The sequence below is a fragment of the Larkinella punicea genome, assembly GCF_003334855.1.
GTDB classification, from domain to species: domain Bacteria; phylum Bacteroidota; class Bacteroidia; order Cytophagales; family Spirosomataceae; genus Larkinella; species Larkinella punicea.
On the sequence record NZ_QOWE01000033.1, the window covers coordinates 32,665 to 52,037 of the forward strand.

At 50.9% G+C, this 19,373-nt stretch carries 16 protein-coding genes; 10 read left to right on the top strand and 6 right to left on the bottom strand.

The window, feature by feature from the left end; all coding sequences use genetic code 11:
* Positions 1 to 184: 184 nt before the first annotated feature.
* The 4 genes from DUE52_RS29310 to atpA all read right to left on the bottom strand — a co-directional run bounded on the left by DUE52_RS29310 (position 185) and on the right by atpA (position 3,940).
* A complete protein-coding gene (locus DUE52_RS29310) occupies positions 185 to 730 on the bottom strand; it encodes a YceI family protein (RefSeq protein WP_114409656.1) in 546 nt (181 codons plus the stop codon).
* A gap of 162 nt (positions 731 to 892) precedes the next feature.
* Positions 893 to 1,129 (bottom strand): zinc ribbon domain-containing protein, encoded by a 237-nt coding sequence (locus tag DUE52_RS29315; protein ID WP_114409657.1) that lies wholly within the window; start codon positions 1,127 to 1,129, stop codon positions 893 to 895.
* Between the two features lie 234 nt (positions 1,130 to 1,363).
* A complete protein-coding gene (gene atpG, locus DUE52_RS29320; RefSeq protein WP_114409658.1) occupies positions 1,364 to 2,251 on the bottom strand; it encodes an ATP synthase F1 subunit gamma in 888 nt (295 codons plus the stop codon).
* Between the two features lie 111 nt (positions 2,252 to 2,362).
* Positions 2,363 to 3,940, bottom strand: coding sequence for a F0F1 ATP synthase subunit alpha (gene atpA / locus DUE52_RS29325; protein ID WP_114409659.1), 1,578 nt, complete (start codon positions 3,938 to 3,940; stop codon positions 2,363 to 2,365).
* A gap of 455 nt (positions 3,941 to 4,395) precedes the next feature.
* Here atpA and bamJ point away from each other — a divergent pair, with 455 nt between their 5' ends.
* Together bamJ and DUE52_RS29335 are read left to right on the top strand one after the other, a co-directional pair.
* A complete protein-coding gene (bamJ, locus tag DUE52_RS29330; protein ID WP_114409660.1) occupies positions 4,396 to 5,145 on the top strand; it encodes a BamJ family beta-barrel-assembly machinery protein in 750 nt (249 codons plus the stop codon).
* Between the two features lie 180 nt (positions 5,146 to 5,325).
* Complete coding sequence (locus DUE52_RS29335; protein WP_114409661.1) at positions 5,326 to 7,407, top strand: carboxy terminal-processing peptidase; 2,082 nt, start codon at positions 5,326 to 5,328, stop codon at positions 7,405 to 7,407.
* Between the two features lie 148 nt (positions 7,408 to 7,555).
* Here DUE52_RS29335 and DUE52_RS29340 read toward each other — a convergent pair whose 3' ends face one another.
* A complete protein-coding gene (locus DUE52_RS29340; protein ID WP_114409662.1) occupies positions 7,556 to 7,903 on the bottom strand; it encodes a hypothetical protein in 348 nt (115 codons plus the stop codon).
* A 308-nt stretch (positions 7,904 to 8,211) separates the two neighbouring features.
* Here DUE52_RS29340 and DUE52_RS29345 point away from each other — a divergent pair, with 308 nt between their 5' ends.
* The 4 genes from DUE52_RS29345 (at position 8,212) to DUE52_RS29360 (ending at position 12,294) form a co-directional block, all read left to right on the top strand.
* Positions 8,212 to 9,525 (top strand): aminotransferase class V-fold PLP-dependent enzyme, encoded by a 1,314-nt coding sequence (locus DUE52_RS29345; RefSeq protein WP_114409663.1) that lies wholly within the window; start codon positions 8,212 to 8,214, stop codon positions 9,523 to 9,525.
* 53 nt (positions 9,526 to 9,578) lie between these two features.
* A complete protein-coding gene (locus DUE52_RS29350) occupies positions 9,579 to 9,956 on the top strand; it encodes a hypothetical protein (protein ID WP_114409664.1) in 378 nt (125 codons plus the stop codon).
* A 112-nt stretch (positions 9,957 to 10,068) separates the two neighbouring features.
* A complete protein-coding gene (locus tag DUE52_RS29355; protein WP_114409665.1) occupies positions 10,069 to 11,604 on the top strand; it encodes a sensor histidine kinase in 1,536 nt (511 codons plus the stop codon).
* The gene (locus DUE52_RS29360; protein WP_114409666.1) at positions 11,605 to 12,294 is read left to right on the top strand and encodes a LytR/AlgR family response regulator transcription factor; all 690 of its coding nucleotides are present in this window, start codon (positions 11,605 to 11,607) and stop codon (positions 12,292 to 12,294) included.
* Positions 12,295 to 12,454: 160 nt separating this feature from the next.
* Here DUE52_RS29360 and DUE52_RS29365 read toward each other — a convergent pair whose 3' ends face one another.
* Positions 12,455 to 12,871 carry an OsmC family protein gene (locus DUE52_RS29365; RefSeq protein ID WP_114409667.1) on the bottom strand — a complete coding sequence of 139 codons (417 nt, stop codon included), beginning with the start codon at positions 12,869 to 12,871 and terminating at the stop codon, positions 12,455 to 12,457.
* A gap of 222 nt (positions 12,872 to 13,093) precedes the next feature.
* Here DUE52_RS29365 and DUE52_RS29370 point away from each other — a divergent pair, with 222 nt between their 5' ends.
* The 4 genes from DUE52_RS29370 to DUE52_RS29385 all read left to right on the top strand — a co-directional run bounded on the left by DUE52_RS29370 (position 13,094) and on the right by DUE52_RS29385 (position 19,341).
* Entirely contained in the window at positions 13,094 to 13,816 is a 723-nt protein-coding gene (locus DUE52_RS29370; protein ID WP_229312354.1) for a hypothetical protein, read from the top strand.
* A 147-nt stretch (positions 13,817 to 13,963) separates the two neighbouring features.
* A complete protein-coding gene (gene lipA, locus DUE52_RS29375; RefSeq protein WP_114409669.1) occupies positions 13,964 to 14,842 on the top strand; it encodes a lipoyl synthase in 879 nt (292 codons plus the stop codon).
* A 109-nt stretch (positions 14,843 to 14,951) separates the two neighbouring features.
* On the top strand, positions 14,952 to 16,112 hold the full coding sequence (locus tag DUE52_RS29380; protein WP_114409729.1) for a lycopene cyclase family protein: 1,161 nt from the start codon (positions 14,952 to 14,954) through the stop codon (positions 16,110 to 16,112).
* Between the two features lie 691 nt (positions 16,113 to 16,803).
* Positions 16,804 to 19,341 (top strand): DUF7133 domain-containing protein, encoded by a 2,538-nt coding sequence (locus tag DUE52_RS29385; RefSeq protein WP_114409670.1) that lies wholly within the window; start codon positions 16,804 to 16,806, stop codon positions 19,339 to 19,341.
* The last annotated feature ends 32 nt before the right edge of the window (positions 19,342 to 19,373 follow it).

Consider the following 19,373-nt stretch of genomic DNA (forward strand, 5'->3'; position numbering starts at 1 on the left):
AAATAACTAAATTTTACGAAAGTTAGTTCGCTGAATCGACCTTGCTTTCTAAGGATATATGTTTGATGATTAATTTTTCAATAGCTTGATAATTAATGAAATACCGATTGATCTCGTGTGTTTGATGCATGAAAAAACCATCCGCCCTGTCGGAGCGGATGGTTAAAAATAGTTAAAAGAAGTCTTACTGATGCGACACCTGAACGTCGAGGAGCAGCTTCACATCGTCGCTAACGACCACGCCACCGGCTTCGGTAACGGCATCCCACGATAAACCGTATTCTTTCCGCTTAATGGTACCGGTAATTTCGAAACCGGCTTTGGTATTTCCGTAGAAATCACCCATTTGTCCGCCATGTTCTGCTTTCAGCGTAATGGATTTTGTGGTTCCCCGGATGGTCAGGTCGCCCGTGATGTCGTACGTATCGTCGCCGGTTTTTTTGACGGCAGTCGATACAAAGGTCAGTTGCGGATGGTTTTCGGCATCGAAGAAGTCGGCCGATTTCAAGTGACCGTCGCGTTGGTCGTTGCCTGTGGTGATGCTATCGATATCGGCCGAGAAAGAAACCGATGCGTTTTCAAAATCGTCTCCAACCGTTTCAACTTTTCCATCGAAGGAGTTGAATTTACCGGTTACGTTCGAGACCATCAGGTGACGTACTTTAAACTGGATGACGGAGTGAGATGGATCAATGGTCCATACGATGGTTTCGGGAGCAGCAGTTGCCATGATTGTCTTTTTATTTTTGGTTAATAATGTTAATACATTTAATGTTAATACATTTAATGTTGAAAAAATGTTTCAAGATTTCTGATTTTTTTTGAAAAAGAATGATTTCCTGGAAGATCAATTCATGAAGAGATCTTAGAATTTTGAGCAAATTTCTGGTTATCAACCAAATAGTAAGTCAAGGACGGCCCCCAAATTATCTTTTCCCTCCAGAATTTCCGGATTATAGAACTCGGTATAACTGCATCTTGCACACGAACACGCTATAAACACGTTGTGTTCGATGTCGAAAATACGGGACAGACCCGTTCCGGTAGCAGCAATCCGCTTGATATACACTTCACGGTTTTGGCATTTTGCACAGGAGTACCGGTTGGCAATTTCATGTTCAATGGTCATGGAGAATACGGTTTGTGGTGTGAAAATTAACGGGCTTAAAGATAAATTTTCACGGAAAACCGTAAGGGAGTTATGGGCAGAAAGGCAATTTGTCTCTGTGAGTGGATTTATAAAGTTACCACAATAATGAAACCGGTTCTTTCGTATGAGTACGGTTCGAATGTTGCGAAGCTATAAAAAAGAAACCCCCGTTGCGGATCATACAACGGGGGTTCAATATAACTATCTTATTCGTTATTGCTGGGCCAGTGCTTCGGCTCCACCAACGATTTCGAGAATTTCCTTCGTAATGGCCGCCTGACGAGTCCGGTTGTAAACTAGTTTGAGCTCTTTCAACAGTTCCCCGGCATTTTCCGTGGCTTTGTCCATGGCCGTCATCCGCGCGCCGTGTTCCGATGCGTTGGATTCCAGAACGGCTTTGTATAGCTGAATTTTCAGCGTTTTCGGAATCAGTTCCGTGATGATTTCTTCTTCCGAAGGCTCAAAAATATAGTTGACGTTGTTCGCCTTCGTAGCGGAATGCGTTGCTGCCGAAACGATGGGCAGAAACTGCTCGGAGCGGATCACCTGCGTCGCCACGTTTTTGAACTCGTTGAAGACGACGTCTACGCGATCGTACTGACCGGCGGTGAAAGCCGCCATGACCTCTTCGGCTGCCGCCCGGACTTTGGCAAAGCTCAATGACAGAAACGTATCGACAAAATTGGTATTGACTTTATACCCCCGGCGTTGAAAGGCTTCAGCACCTTTTTTACCAATGGCCAGAATTTCAACATTACCCCGGCGGTTTTGCTCGGCGTAGCGTTCATTGATCAGGACCAGCGCTTCCTTGACAACGTTGGTGTTAAAGGCACCCGCCAGACCCCGATCCGAGGTTACCACAATCAGCAACACCCGTTCGATCGGACGAACCTGGTTGTACGGACTTTCGCCCGCCAGTTCGGCACCAGCCGCGACGGTGCTGAGCATTTCACTCAGTTTTCGGGCATACGGCCGCATCTGGATGATGTTGTCCTGTGCCCGGCGCAGTTTGGCCGCAGCCACCATTTTCATGGCTTTGGTGATCTGCTGCGTTGAGATGATAGAGGTAATCCGGCTTCGTACTTCTTTTAGTGAGGCCATTGTCTTTGGTTGTGGAGAGGTGATCGTTGAAAGCCGGGAAATAATCAACCGGGGTCTCCGGGACGATTAGTTCCGCACTCTCAACGATCTGAACTCCTGAGTATCTAAACGTTATGCGTAACGAACTGCTAATTCCGTGGCAACTTTCTTGATGACGCCGATGATGCTGTCGTCCAGTTTCCCGGCGCGGAGCAGATCCAGCGTATCCTGGTATTGCGTTGTCAATAGCATAGTGAATTCGGATTCAAATTCTTTGACCCGGTTGACCGGCACTTTATCGAGGAAACCGTTGGTCGAGGCCAGGATGATGGCAACCTGGTGTTCCACCAAAACCGGCGAATACTGCGGTTGTTTCAGGATTTCCTGATTCCGCCGACCCCGTTCGATGGTCAGTTTCGTCGACGCATCAAGGTCAGAACCGAACTTGGCAAAGGCTTCCAGTTCGCGGAACTGCGCCTGATCCAGTTTCAGCGTACCGGCCACTTTCTTCATCGACTTGATCTGGGCATTACCACCCACCCGCGATACCGAGATACCGACGTTGATGGCGGGGCGGATACCGGAGTTGAAGAGGTTGGTTTCCAGGAAGATCTGGCCGTCGGTAATCGAAATTACGTTCGTCGGAATATAGGCAGAAACGTCACCGGCCTGGGTTTCGATGATCGGCAGAGCCGTCAGCGAACCACCCCCTTTAACCTTGCCCGTCAAAGACGGCGGGAGGTCGTTCATGGTGGCGGCAATGGCGTCGTTATTGATAATTTTGGCGGCCCGTTCCAGCAGACGGCTGTGCAGGTAGAAAACGTCACCCGGATAGGCTTCCCGTCCCGGAGGACGACGCAGCAGCAGCGACACCTCGCGGTAGGCAACGGCTTGTTTCGACAAATCGTCATATACGACCAGGGCCGGACGACCCGTATCCCGGAAGTATTCACCGATGGCGGCACCGGTAAAAGGTGCAAAGAACTGCATCGGCGACGGATCAGCAGCGGGAGCCGCTACGATCACCGTATAGTCCATGGCTCCGGCCCGGCGCAGCGTAGCTTCCACCTGCTTAACGGTAGAGGCTTTCTGACCACAGGCAACGTAGATACAGAATACCGGTTGACCTTTGTCGTAAAATTCTTTCTGGTTGATGATGGTGTCGATGGCCACGGCGGTTTTACCCGTCTGGCGGTCACCAATGATCAACTCGCGCTGTCCCCGACCGATGGGGATCATGGCGTCGATGGATTTAATACCGGTTTGCAGCGGTTCGGTTACCGGTTGGCGGAAGATAACCCCCGGGGCTTTGCGCTCCAGCGGCATGGCAAACGTTTCGCCAACAATGGGACCTAAACCGTCGATGGGAATACCAAGCGTGTTGACAACCCGACCCAGAATCCCTTCGCCAACGTTGACATAGGCAATCTGATTCGTACGCTTCACCGTGGCACCTTCTTTAATTTCGCTGTAGTCACCCAGCAATACGGTTCCGACGTTGTCTTCTTCGAGGTTCAGGGCTAATGCCTGCAATCCGTTTTCAAACACCAGCAATTCACCGGCCTGGACTTTTGACAGTCCGTAAATGCGGGCTACTCCGTCACCAATTTGCAACACCGTCCCAATTTCCTCGAGTTCGGCGGTGGTTCTGGAGTTCGATAGCTGTTCCCGGAGAATGGCCGAAACCTCGTCGGGTCTAACTGATACCATATGAGTGGAAGAATCGTTTTATGATGGTTCTAAGAATTCGGGTGCAAAGTTACGCACTAAATTTCACTAAAACAGACGTTATCAAGAAAATTCGTTGGCAAAGTTTATACTTTTCTAAGAATCCGGCGTTCATGATTTAATAAAGTGGACTGAACCGGTATGAATCGCATTTTAACCGGAAAGCCGGGGTTGCCGAAAAAAAGTGTACTATTTGAGCACCGCTTGTTGAGATCCTGACATTTGTTTTTTACTTTAGTGAGTTGTGAGTAATTCGTCGTCAGGAACCGCTGTCCGGTGTTGACCAAATTACCCATCCTGGTGGTCTCCACTGACCCCTGCCTGTCACCATTCATCAATAATTTGTTTCATTAAATCCCGCTATTGCCAAACTTTTGACCTACATCTTTACGTTTTCAGCTTAAGCACTTTTTGAATACAACTTTTGTATCTTACACATGACGATTAAACAATGGACTTTAGCCGGCCTGCTGTCGGCTGTATTTGTAACGGGTCAGGTAATGGCTCAAACGAAAAAACCGGCGGTTAAGCCCAAACCCAAAGCACCGGCGACAGCCGCTGCGGGAGCTTCTGCCCCGCTCAAATTAAACAATGCCATCGACTCCGTCAGTTATAGCATAGGCGTTAATGTGGGATTAGGGCTGAAACAGCAGAATCTCGGTAATGCCAACATCAAAGCCATTACGAAAGCGTTGCAGGATGCACTCCAGTCGCAGAACATGCAGATTGCACCGGAGCAGGCTAATCAGATCATTGGTGCGTTTTTCCAGAAGGAACGGTCGGCCAAAGCGGATGCCAACAAAAAGATCGGAGAACAGTTTTTAACGGAAAATAAAAAGAAACCGGGCGTGCAGACCACCGCCAGCGGGTTGCAATACGAAATCGTCAAGGAGGGTACCGGCCCAAAACCGATGACCACCGATACCGTTAAAGCACATTATACGGGCCGATTGATCGACGGAACGGTTTTTGACAGCTCCGTTGAACGGGGGCAACCGCTCGAAATACCGGTCAATCAGGTCATTCAGGGATGGAGCGAAGCCCTTCAGTTGATGCCGGTGGGCTCAAAATGGAAATTGTTTATTCCGTCATCGCTGGCCTATGGCGCGCAGGGAACCGGCCCCCAAATCGGACCCAACTCGACGCTCGTTTTCGATATCGAACTGCTGGAAATTGTGAAGAAGTAATACATGAATGGTTAAAAATTGTTAAATGGTTGGAAGCGGTGGATGGTTCAATGGCTAAAAATGGTTAATCAACTGGTGAATGGATGAAAGTGCCTAGCCATTTAATCAACCATCTAAACCATTTCCAGCCATTCAGCTTTTAAGTTAAGAGTGGTGCTACATTAATCATAAAAGGGGAACATGAGAAAGTATCTCATTACGTTAGTACCGGTGCTGATGCTGAGTCTTCAGCCGGGTCCACAAGCAGGGATGTCAGCCGTACCGCTGCCCCCCCCAAGCGCTGATGATTTAAAACCGTCGGTATCGCAGGAACATGTTGAACAACTGGTCGCGCGTTTGCTGACGACCCACCACTACCGTAAGGTACGGCTGAACGACTCCCTGTCGTCGGTCGTTTTTGACAATTATCTCAAGGAACTGGACGGGAATAAAGCCTACTTTCTGGCTTCCGACGTCAATTCATTCGAAAAATACCGCAACAACATTGATGATCAGTTGATCAACGGCGAACTAACGGCCGCTTACGACATCTACAATGTGTTCCGGAAACGCTATCAGGAGCGCAATAAATTTGTTCAGGAGAACTTCGTAAAACCGTTCGATTTTACGGTAGACGAAACCTTCAATACCGATCGCGAAAAAGCCAACTGGCCCAAGAGCATCGAAGAGCAAAACGATTTGTGGCGCAAACTGTTGAAAAACCAGTCGCTGGAACTGAAGCTGACCGGAAAAGCCGATACGTCGGTGGTCAACAGCATGAAGTCGCGGTATAAAAACCTCGACCGCTACATGAACCGGATAAAAGCCGAAGACGTGTTTCAGATTTATATGAACTCGTTTGCCGAATCGCTCGATCCGCACACCAACTACATGTCGCCCCGCTCAGCCGACCGTTTCAATCAGGAAATGAGCGCATCGCTGGAAGGCATTGGTGCCCTGTTGCAGGAGGATGGCGACTACATCAAGATTTCGGACATCGTTCCCGGTGGCCCGGCTTTCAAAAGCAAGCTGCTGACGAAAGGCGACAAGATCGTGGGCGTGGCGCAGGGTGAAGGCGGTCAGATTGTCAACATCGTTGGCTATCAGGTCGACGACGCCGTTAAACTGATCAAAGGCCCCAAAGGCACAACGGTTCGTCTCCAGATTCAGTCGAATGACGCCATCGCTGGTGCTCCCCCGAAAGAGATTCGGCTGGTTCGTGAAAAAATCAAACTGGAAGAGCAACGGGCCAAGAAAGAAGTGATCGAAGTCACGCAGAACCAGAAGAAATACAAACTGGGTGTTATCACGATCCCGGTTTTCTACCGCGATTTTGAAGGTGCCCGCAAACGCGAAGAAGGCTTTGCCAGCACAACCGGCGACGTGCAGAAGTTCTTGAACGAGCTGAAAGCTGAAAAAGTAGACGGCGTTGTGGTGGATTTGCGCGACAACGGCGGAGGATCGCTGACCGAAGCCATTACCTTGACCGGTTTGTTTATTTCACGCGGACCGGTGGTGCAGGTGAAAGAAGCGCAGGGAGACATTGAAGTACAGACCGATCCCGATCCGTCGATCATCTACGATGGTCCGCTGGCGGTGATGGTAAACCGCTTCAGCGCGTCGGCTTCGGAAATTTTTGCGGCTGCCATTCAGGATTACAAACGCGGGCTGATCGTTGGAAGCCAGACCTACGGGAAAGGCACCGTTCAGACGATGGTGGATCTGAACACCTGGTTGAAAGAATCGGAGAAAGTGGGACAGGTTAAAATGACCATTGCCAAGTTCTACCGCATCAACGGCAGCAGCACCCAGCACAAAGGCGTGACTCCGGATATTGAGTTGCCATCGGCATTCAGCGCGGAAGAATACGGCGAAAGCTCGCAACCCAGCGCGTTGCCCTGGGATCAGATTGCTTCGGCCCGTTTTGACGTAACCCGCAGCCTGGACGACAAAATCATCACCAAAATCCGTGAACGCTACGAACAGCGTTTGAAGTCGGATACGGACATGAAACAGTTGATGGCTGATTTTGCCGAACTGAAACGCGCCAAAGAGAAAACCGTCGTCTCTCTCCAGGAGTCGAAACGCAAGAAGGAACGCGACGACGCGGAAAAACGCCGGAAGTCGATCAGTGCTTCGGCGGGCGAACCGGTAGCAACCAACGATTCGACCACACCGGCCAAAGATCCGAAGGATGCCAAGGCACCGAAGAAGGATTTGTACCTGGATGAGTGTGGCAAACTACTAGCCGACTATATTGCCTTCACGAAGAATCCGCAGTAAGAGGATCTTCTGATTCTAGTAAAAACCGTATGGATCAACTCCATACGGTTTTTTTATACCAAAAGATGGCAGACCAGTTGCTATAAACGCCGACGACCCCAGATTGCTCCGGGGCCGTCGGCGTTTTTGGTGGAGGACAGGTAACGTGTTAAATCAGACGAATGCGAACCTTGGCCAGGTATTCCTGATTTTCGTTCGAATTCGGCTCGGTCAAAAATACTTTTTTGCCCATCAACTGCTTAATCAGCGTGGCATTCAGGCTTTTGTTGTCACCGCTGGAAATTCGCAAATCAGCCAGCCGTTGTTCGCCATCGACCCGGAATTTAAGGACGACGAAATCTTCGTTATCGAGCTGTTGTAAGATCTCCGGATACAGAACATAGGAGGCAATCTGTTGTTCCAGCGTTTGTTTGAGCGTAATTTTTTTCTGACCCGAAGCCCGTAAAGTGATTGCCAGGGCGAGGCAGAGTGTACTGATTATCAAGACCGTTTTCATTAGTTTGTTGTGACTAGAATTGTATCAATGGTGTGGATATGTCAGATTCGACTTTACAAAGGTATTGCGGCCGGGGTAGCTCTTTTAGCGCACAACTACGCAATTTGGAAATCACGTAGTTTCCACATACCCTTCTGCCGGAAGTGCGTAGTTACCCTTTCACCATGCATTGTATACTGTTTGATTGATAAATGCGGAAGAAAAGTAGATCCTTTGGTGATTTAGTTTGATATTCTTTGGTATAAATACGGAAATGGCAATTTTATTTATACCTTGTTGTACGAACGCCATATTCCCTCCTGACCACAATGTCTACCCGCCGTACTTTCTTCCGCCAACTGGGCGCAGCAGCCGCTACGCCCCTCGTTTTGCCTGATTTTCTGACTGAATCGACCCGCACGGCTTTTCAGCGACTTCAAAAACCGGGAAGCCCGCAGCAGATTGCGCAGGACGAAGACTACTGGTCGTGGATCAAAGCCGAGTTTACGGTTTCGCCCAACATTCTGAACCTGAACAATGGCGGGGTCAGTCCGCAGCCGAAAACCGTTCAGGATGCTCACATCCGGTTTTATCAGTATTGCAACGAAGCCCCCAGCTATTACATGTGGCGGATTCTGGATCAGGGCCGGGAGTCGCTGCGGGCCAAACTGGCCGATCTGGCGGGTTGCTCACCGGACGAACTGGCCATCAACCGCAATGCGACGGAAGGCCTGAACACGATCATTTTCGGCCTGACGCTGAAACCGGGTGATGAGGTCGTGCTGGCAAAGCAGGATTATCCGAACATGATGAATGCCTGGAAACAGCGGGAAAAACGCGATGGCATCAAACTCGTCTGGCTCGACCTGAAACTGCCTTCCGAAAACGACGATGAACTGGTACGGCAATACGCCGGTGCCATTACCAGCAAAACCAAAGTGGTTCATGTCACCCACGTCGTCAACTGGACCGGGCAGATCATGCCGGTTCGGAAAATTGCCGATCTGGCGCACAAGCAGGGCATTGAAGTGATTTGCGACGGCGCCCACAGCTTTGCCCACCTCGACTACAAAATCCCGGAACTGGGCTGCGATTATTACGCGACCAGCCTGCACAAATGGCTCTGTGCGCCCTTCGGCAGCGGTATGATGTATATTCAAAAAGAGAAAATCAAAAACGTCTGGGCGTTGTTGTCCAGTCCTGAGCCGGATGGGCCGGATATCCGGAAATTCGAGTCGCTCGGAACGCGTTCGTTTGCCGCCGAAATGGCCATTGGTACGGCCGTCGATTTTCAACTGGGAATCGGAGCGGCCCGGAAATTTGCGCGCTTGCATTACCTGAAAAACTACTGGGCAGAAAAAGTAAAAGACATTTCGGGCGTCCGGCTCTTCACATCGCTCAAACCGGAATTTGCCGGTGCGCTGGCCGTTGTCGGCATCAGCGGAATGGCTGGCCCCGAACTGGAGAAACAGCTTCTGGAAACGTACAAAATTCATACGGTACCCATTATCCTCGGACCTGTCGACGGAGTTCGCGTGACGCCCCACGTCTACACGACGCCCAAAGACCTCGATCGGCTGGTGGTGGCCATTACGGAACTGGCGGGAAAACAAAATCTGGCAACGAAACAAAAGAAGAGTTGATCCTTTATCTTTGCGGGCGGTATTGCTTTGGTGTAACAAGTAAATAAACCGCCATGATGAAGATTTTAAGCACACTGTTTTTTTTGTTTGTACTCACGACGAATGCAACGGCCCAACTGATGGTTAACCGGGTTGATGTCAATAGCCTGGATGTTCAATATTGCCAGTTGGTGGGTGAATACCGTACCTGGGGAACCAAAGCCAAAGTCTATATCGATTACGGACAGGCCAATTTCCAGCGGGCTGCCTACTGGGAATTACGTGGAATCGATTCATTGGGGAACTACACAAAGCGTTTCAATACGGTTATGCAGGCTGTCAACTACGTCGAAAAAACGGGTTGGGAAGTAGTTTCATTCCAGATCATGCAAGCCCCACGCAGGTCATACAACCGATTCATTTATTTAATGCGGAAAAAACAGCGGCCGTAAACAGGTATCTTCCTGCCTTTTGCCCGCTTCGGCCCATTTTTGTGTCAGTTCACCCCAATTCTCCCACGCATTGCCATTCCCAACCTAGTTTTGTTGAAAAAACAGATCAGTTATGCGGGAATTAGCGGGTATCCGACGCTTCGAGTGGTGGTTTGCCGGGGGAGCAACCTTGATTTACGTCGTCCGAAGGCTTCTTGAAGAAGCGAACCGGATTGACGGAATGATTGAGGAGGTTGAACAAAACCAGGTTTCTTCGGCTACCATCTGGCGGGATTTGGCGGGTTATAACCATACTCTTAACAACAATTTTCCGCTGATTATCGGTGCTGGCCTTTTTCTGGTCGCCTGGTACGTTTTTCATTACCTTACCCTCCCGAACTGGAACAGCAAAGAAGATGATGAGAAAATCCGGTTATACGCCGGCCTGAGTGTTTTACTGGTTGTGAGCAGTGTGGCCTTTTATTATTTTACCAAACTTCAGGTGCATTTCCGGCAGAACGAAGTGGGGACCACGATCGGCCTGAAAGTGTATTCCTTATACCGGAAACGGAATGTGCTGGCCGATGCCATCGGAATGGGAATTTTCATCGTTGGGTATGAATTGCTCTGCCAATTAGGCTACTATCTGAATCGAAAAGCCCGCCAGGATTTCCGGTTTATCAGTTATCTGATCTGGGTGCCTTTATACACTTTCCTGACGATTTTTGTTCTAGGAGGAAATCTTCCCGAAAAACTCTGGCAAAGTCCGGTTTTCGAAATACTGCTTACGCTGGCCATTCCCATTCAGGTGTATATTCTACAGGCGTATATCTATACGTCGCTGCTGCCGTATATCAAGAGCTTTCGCACAACTGAGTTTCTGGGCCGTCTCCTGGCCGGTTTGCTGATCTGGTTTCTGCTCAGTGCGATGCTCTGGGGCGCCCGCACCTATTTCAGGTTTCCCAATTCAGGGCTGAACAACACGTTATCGATACTGACGCTTTTTTGCGCGGTCATCATTGCCCTGCTGCGCCGGACCTCGGTCAAAGAGAAGGTCGCATTGCAAACCCAGGTTTCCCACACCTCCGCCGAACTGGCGGGCCTGCAATCCCAGATCAATCCGCATTTTCTGTTCAACGCGCTTAACAGCTTGTATGCCACGGCTTTGAAAGAAAACAGCGAAAAAACCGCCGACGGGATTCAGAAGCTGGGCGACATGATGCGGTTCATGTTACAGGAAAACAACCGGGATCGGATTTCGCTGGAAAAAGAAGTGGAATATTTGCGTAATTACATCGAACTCCAGCGGATGCGGCTGGACGAATCGCACGGAATCGAAATCCGGGTGACGATTCAGGAACTGGATCGGGATGTGTCCATTGCGCCGATGATGCTGATTCCGTTCGTTGAAAATGCCTTCAAACACGGGATTAGTCTGCGTAAACCGTCCTGGATTTTTGTTACCTTGACCCTCGATCACGCAACGATTTACTTCAAAGTTCATAATTCACGCCATCCGGGGCTGGTCAATGACCCGGAAAGAGAGCATACCGGCATTGGCCTGGAAAACGTCAGCAAACGGCTGGAGTTGATTTATCCCGGACGTCATACGCTGGCCATTCAGGCGTCGGAACAGGATTATTTTGTTGCTTTAACGATTCGCTATTGAATGTTAACCGCCATTGCCATCGACGACGAACCGCAGGCTTTAGAAGTCATCCGGCTGCATGCCGCCAAAGTGCCGTTTCTCGATTTAAAAGCGAGTTTTACGGATGCTTTTGACGCGATTCCGTATCTCCAAAAAAACAAAATCGACCTGATCTTTCTGGATATAAAAATGCCGGATATTTCGGGAATCGAGTTTGTGCGCTGCCTGCAAACCGTGCCGATGGTGGTTTTTACAACAGCTTATTCCGATTACGCCGTTCAGGGTTTCGAACTCGATGCCATCGACTATCTGCTGAAACCGTTTCCGTTGGCTCGTTTTCTAAAAGCCTGCAACAAAGCACTGGATTACAAGAATTTGCGGGATAGCGAGGCCGAAGAATTTATTTTTGTCAAAACCGGCTACGAGGAAGAAAAGGTCTGGCTGGACGATATTTTATACCTGGAATCCGACGGAAACTATGTAACGTTCGTCCTGAAAAACCGCAAACTCCTGAGCCGCCAGACCCTGTCGGATATTCCGCGAATATTGCCGGAAAGTCAATTTGTCCGCGTACACCGATCCTACAGTATTTCGCTCCGGAAAATCGAGAAAATTGCCCGGAACGAAATCACCATCGCCGGTTTTAAAATTCCCGTTGGTGCTTCCTATGAAGATAAACTAGCGGAAATTAAAACCCGGCTTTTGAAATAGAATCTAGAAAGAAAAGGAATGATAAATGTAAACGGGGCCGCCCGCGCGGTGATGAACGCTAAATGTAAAAGTAGGCTGACGCGCCCAAACACTTTTACATTTAGCGTTCATCACCGCGCGGGCGGCCCCGTTTACATTTATCATTTAACTCAGCACTTTTTCATTCCTTCCACTCAAACCGGATCACCTGCTCCAGATCGGGATGCAGGCTGAGGGCAACGGGGCAGGTGTGGGCGGTATGCTCCATTTTGGCCCGAAAGGCTTCCGTATTCGCTTCCGACGGCGGCATCATGATGTCGACTTCAATGCGAACAATCCGCCGGGGGGCGTCTTTCGACATCACTTTTGTAATCGACAATTCGCCGTTGGTCAGTTCGATGCCGTCGCGTCGGGCCACAATCCCCATCGTGGTGATGATACAGCTTCCCAGCGAGGTCGCTGTCAGGTCGGTTGGTGAAAAGGCCTCGCCTTTGCCGGTATTGTCGGTGGGGGCGTCGGTCAGAATTCGGGTGCCAGACTGGAGGTGAACCGCTTCCGTCCGCAAGTCTCCTAAATAGGTTGTTTGTACCGTGGGCATAAGACCAAAAACTAAAATCCTGTTTGTGTACAACTATAAATTGAAAAATATAAATTGCTTCACGCAACCATCCAATGACTCAGACCGTTACTCAATAGAACGAGGGAGTTACAAGAGACGCGTAGTTTGATGCCGGCGATAATTTCGTAGTGTCAAAGTAAACTGTTATTTTTATCCTTACAAAAGTTTTCCATTACGACCGTGTCACGAGTTTTACCGATAGTGTCCATCTTAGGCCTGCTGCTAAGCGTTTGCCGTGCGCAGGCTCAGACTGCCGATACCGACGAGGATAAGTATACGACTGTTACCACCTACGGTGTAACGACCAATACGAACTCCGGCATTTTAGGCGGTTTTGTTTTCCGGCATTCCAAAGCGTTGCCGAACCTGTTTCAGGGAAAGCGGCAGTTTCGGTATATGGCCCTGGAAATTGTCAATGTGAAGCATCCGAAAGAAGTGCAGTCGCAGACGCCGTATTCGGGAGCACGGTATGTATACAACAAGCAGAATTATCTCTTCGTCGTTCGGCCGCAGTATGGCCGCGAAATATCGCTCTTTACCCGAACTGCCGACGAAGGCATTGCGATCAACGGTATTATTGCCGTTGGGCCGTCCATTGGCATCATCAAGCCCTATTACGTGCAGTATACGACCAGTCCGGGACAGGTCGATACCCGTCCGTTCGACCCCAGTTTGCAACCCGAGCTGATCGTCGGTGCGGGCAGCTTCTTTCAGGGATTTGACAAGTCAAAACTAACCCTGGGTCTGAATTTCAAAGCCGCCGTAGCTTTTGAACTGAGTGCGTTTCGGAACAACATGACGGGGCTGGAAATTGGTTTTCTGGCCGAAGCGTACCCCAAAGAAGTAGTGATTATGAATGCTACCAATAACCGCAGCGTGTATACTTCCGGTTTCGTAACGCTGTTTTTTGGTAACAAACGATAAACGATAAATCTGCCCCCAACCCCCTAAAGGGGGCTAGTGTCCAACCTGTTAAAGCCCCCTTCAGGGGGTTGGGGGCAATTAGCCTTTCTTTTTAAGAACTTTACTGCCCGAAAATTCCTTGTGTAAAAAACAGGATTGAGGTTTGCCATGATTGAACTTCCCGTAATTCCCTCCGAAACACAACGAAAGAAACGCCCCGACTGGCTGCGGGTAAAATTGCCCATTGGCCCGGAATATGCCAAAGTCCGCAAATTAGTCGATACGTATAAACTGCATACCATTTGTGAAAGTGGCAATTGTCCGAACATGGGAGAGTGCTGGGGAGCCGGCACGGCCACTTTCATGATCCTGGGCAACGTCTGCACGCGGAGCTGTACGTTCTGCGCCGTAGCAACGGGTCGCCCGAACGAATACGATACCGACGAACCCCGCCGGGTGGCTGAGGCCATTCTGCTGATGAAAGTTAAACACGCCGTTCTGACGTCGGTGAACCGCGACGAACTGAAAGACCGGGGTGCCGAAATCTGGTACCAGACCGTGCGGGCCGTGAAAGAAGTGTCGCCCACCACCACCATTGAAACGCTCATTCCGGATACCAAAGGCAACTGGGATGCGCTGATCCGGATGATTGAAGCCGGTCAGGAAGTGGTTTCTCACAACATGGAAACCGTCGAGCGCCTGTATCGTCGCGTGCGTCCGCAGGCCCGGTATGAACGCAGCCTGGAGCAAATCCGCCGGACGAAAGACTTTGGTCAGCGAACCAAATCGGGCATTATGCTGGGGCTGGGCGAAACCGTCGACGAAGTGCTGAAAGCGATGGACGATCTGGTCGAACACGGCCTGGATATTTTGACCCTGGGGCAGTATCTGCAACCGACTAAAATGCACCACGAAGTGATCGAATGGATTCACCCCGACACGTTTGCGATGTACCGGGAGGAAGGCCTGAAACGTGGTTTGAAATACGTCGAATCCGGGCCTTTGGTCCGTTCGTCCTACCATGCCGAGCGGCATGTGAACGTCTGATCCCGTAGAATCGGATTAAAAAGAAAAGGGAGGAGTGGAAAAGCGGTTTTTAAAGCCTTTTTCCACTCCTCCCTTTTTCCTTACCTCCTTTTTTGCTTTCTTGTTCATAATGAAAAAATACGACTTCATCATCGCGGGGGGCGGAATGGCTGGGTTAAGCCTGGCGTATTACCTGAGCCTGTCGTCCCTGCGCGACCGTTCCATCCTGATTCTCGACAAAGAAACCAAACACCGGAACGACCGGACGTGGTGTTTCTGGGAAGACCAGGAGGGGCCGTTTGAGTCGATTTTATTTCGGAAATGGGACACCGTCGAGTTTTTCGGGACTACCTTCAACGGCATGCTCGATATGGGGGCTTACCAGTATAAGATGCTGCGCGGCATTGATTTCTATACGTTTATGAAGAATCACCTCGCGCAGTTTCCGTCCATCGAGTTTCGACAGGTGACCGTCAACCGCGTTAAGGACACACCCCAGGGCGGTTTTGTGATCGCCGACGACGAACCCTACATTGCCGACTATGTGTTCGACAGCACCCATTTGCTGAAGCTGAACCGCCCCGAAAACCACAACCTGTGGCAACATTTCAAAGGCTGGACGATTACCGCCGAAAAACCGTGTTTCGATGTCGACAAGCCCTGCATGATGGATTTTCGGGTGGATCAGCAAGGCGATTGCCGGTTTTTGTACGTGCTCCCCTTCGATGACCGGACGGCGTTGGTCGAATACACGATTTTCAACGACCGGTTGTTGTCGGACGAACAGTACGAAAATGCGCTTCTCGGTTACATCGACCGGTTTATCGATACGGGAAGTTATACGGTTCAGGAAACGGAATTTGGCATCATCCCAATGTCCGACGAGCCGACCAACGAACGCCCGGGCAAGCACGTCATCCGGATCGGGACGGCGGGTGGCTACACAAAACCATCGACGGGCTACACTTTTCAGCGAACGCAGCGGTATTTGCGTGAAATCGTTCAGAATCTGGCGGCAAACGGCAAACCCAAACGTCATAAACCGTGGTTACGGCGTGTTTTCAAGCGGTTTCTGGACAGTGTGCTGCTGAATGTGCTGCAACACCGCCGTCACCCGGCCGATGATGTGTTCACCCGCCTGTATCAACGCAACCCGCCCGCGCAGATTTTCCGGTTTCTGGACGAAGACACGACATTTGCCGAAGATCTCAAAATCATGACCACGGTTCCGCTGGGAGCCTTCACGATTGCGGCTTTTGACGTGATTCGCAAGCGCATTTTCCGGGTATAACCTGGCCGCAACCGATTGGATGTTAGACACCTGACAGGTCTTGAAGACCTGTCAGGTGTCTAACATCCAATCGGTTATAAACGTAAAGTGCCGTTTTGCCCCGTTAGGGGAAACACAGCGCAGCGTCGGTAGAAAAATCATGCCTTTTCCTCAACCGTGTGCCGTAAGGCACGCGACGATTCGCATCAACAAATAGGGTCGTGTACCTCACGGCACACGATTAGGGAGAATTGTCTTGACTCCCGTTTTGCCCCGTAAGGGGCAGCACAGCGCAGCGTCGGTAGCTACGTCCGTTCCCCGCCCTCTCCTATGTGCCGTTAGGTACACAACCGGCTGTTTGATGGGGATCGTTGCGTACCTGATGGCACGCGGGAGCGTTGGGAAACCGACGTAGCTACCGACGCTGCGCTGTTAGATCCCTACGGGATAGATGGCGAAGTTAGGTGATGAAAAATTAATCCAGATTACCGCCGGTGCTATAAAGACACCCTTCCTTGGGATCTCAATCTTCTCACAAAAATCGACCCTTTCTATACGAATGCCGTGCCTGACGGCACTAGATCCCAATTGAACGGGCAAACCTGCCAACTATCTTCCTGAAAAACGGATAAAAGGCGCTGATTGTACCAGAACAGATGAGTAGTATTTTACTAAAAATTCTTTATTATGTAATAATGACAAAAAGCGTCTCATGGTTAAGCGCGTCAACTACCTTTACCTGATTGGTGCCGGGCTGCTGGGCCTGTTGGGATTTATAACGACCCGGCAAGACCCTCCGTCGCCGGTTCGAACACCCGCCGAAGAGTTGGCGACCTTTCAGATTGAGCCGGGGTTAAAGGTTCAACTGGTTGCGGCTGAGCCGATGGTTCAGGATCCGGTTGTGATTACATTCGATGAAGACGGGCGGCTCTGGGTAGTCGAAATGCGGGGATTCATGCCCAACATGGACGGTACCGGCGAAGAAAAACCGGTGGGCCGTATTTCGGTACTGGAAGATACGAACGGCGACGGGCAGATGGACGTCAGTAAAGTCTACCTCGACAGTCTGGTGATGCCCCGGGCGCTGGCGCTGGTTCCGGGGGGCGCTTTGGTGGTTGAAAGTGGCGCGCTGTGGATGACCACCGACCGCAATGGCGATCTGAAAGCCGATACAAAAACCCTGATCGACCCGACCTATGCCGCCAACGGTTTGCCCGAACACGCCGGGAACGGCCTCTGGCGCAGCATGGACAACTGGTATTACAACGCCAAATCGCGCCTTCGCTACCGGCTGAACGACGGGAAATGGGAGCGGGATAGCACGGAATTTCGGGGGCAGTGGGGCATCAGCCACGACGACGAAGGCCGACTCTATTACAACTACAACTGGTCGCAACTCCACGCCGATCTGGTGCCGCCCAATTACCTCTCGCGCAACAAAAATCATACGCCAACCACCGGCATCGACCACGGCCTGACCATCGACCGCCGGGTGTATCCGATCCGGCCGACACCCGCGGTGAACCGGGGCTACATTCCCGGAACCTTGAATAAAGAAGGTCGGCTGCTGGAATTTACGGCGGCCTGTTCACCCCTGGTCTACCGGGGAACGGCCTTGCCAGCCGCTTATTACGGCAATGTTTTCGTCTGCGAACCCGCGGGCAATCTGATCAAACGCAACGTCGCCGAAGACAATGGGCTGCTGATAACGGCGCAGGACCCCAATCCGGGCCGGGAGTTTCTGGCTTCGACCGACGAACGGTTTCGGCCGGTTCATCAGGCAACGGGTCCCGACGGTGCGCTTTACGTAGCGGATATGTATCGGGGGCTGGTGCAGCACAAAGCGTATGTAACCCCTTATTTGCGGGAACAGACGATCAAGCGGGGGCTGGTGATGCCGATCAACCGGGGGCGGATCTGGCGGATTGTGCCGGAAAACTGGAAACCGACCAAACCCGCTAAACTGTCGAAGACGGCATCCAAAGACCTGATTCGGGAACTGTCAAGTCCCGACGGCTGGCACCGGGATATGGCGCAGCGACTGCTCGTGGAGCGCAATGACAAAACCGTACGGCAGCCGCTCACCGAACTGGTACTGAAAGGCAAAAGCCAACTGGGGCGGTTTCACGCGTTATGGACGCTGGATGGCCTGAAACTGAGCAGTCCGGAACTGCTTTTGAGTCTGCTGGCCGACCCCAACACGCTGGTGAAAACCACCGCGCTGCGGTTGCTGGAACCAATGGCCAAAACAAACCCGGCGGTTCGGGCCAAACTGGAAGCGCAACTGCTGAAAGCGTGGGAAAAAGCCCCCATCGAGCAGGTACTTCAAATGACGTTTGCCGCTGGCATTCTTTCACCGAACGCGTCTCATCCACTTCTGGCCGGGATTGTAAACCGGTATGGCCATACCGCCCTGATTCGGGATGCGGCTCTCAGTAGTCTTCAGAATCAGGAGTTTGCGTTTTTGCAAAGCCTGATGAAATCGCCCCATTGGCAGGTACACGAACCCGCGAAGGAGATTTTTCTGGAAATGCTGACCACATCGATTGTTCGAAAACGGAATCCGGCTGAACTCGCCGACTTGCTAAATCAACTGGACAAAGAATCGCTGGGATGGCAGGAAAAAGCCGTCCTCACCAGCCTGTCGATTCAGGGAAATACCACCAAAAAACCGATCCAGCTTGAAACCGCCCCCACACTGCTGACCCATTCCAACACGAAAATCGAACCGTTCCGTCTGGAAGGGTTAAACCTGCTTTTTGAATGGCCCGGACACTCCGCAGTCAAAAGCAGCGTAGTCAAAAAGAACCCATTGAGCGACGACGAACAAAAGCTGTTTGCGTCGGGACGACAACTGTATCTGAGCACCTGCTCGGGTTGTCACGGCACGGACGGGGCTGGCCTGAACCGATTTGGACCTCCACTCGTTGGCTCGGATTGGGTGTTGGGCGATGAAAAACGGCTGGCATTGATTCTGTTGCACGGCATGGAAGGGCCGGTGGAAGTGGGCAAAAAGGTATACAATGCGCCGGAGATTCTGCCGGTGATGCCCGCTCATTCCACGATGGATGATGCCTCGATCACGTCCATTTTGATGTATATCCGCAACGAATGGGGGAATAACGCCGGGCCAATTGGCCGAAGAACCGTCGGAATGACCCGCATTACGTCGCAGGGACGCGTCATGCCGTGGACTGCCAAAGAATTGAACAGCTATATGCTGGAAGCCAAAGCCGCCGACGGGAAGTAAATCCGCCTGAAAGCAAGATCGAATACTGACTA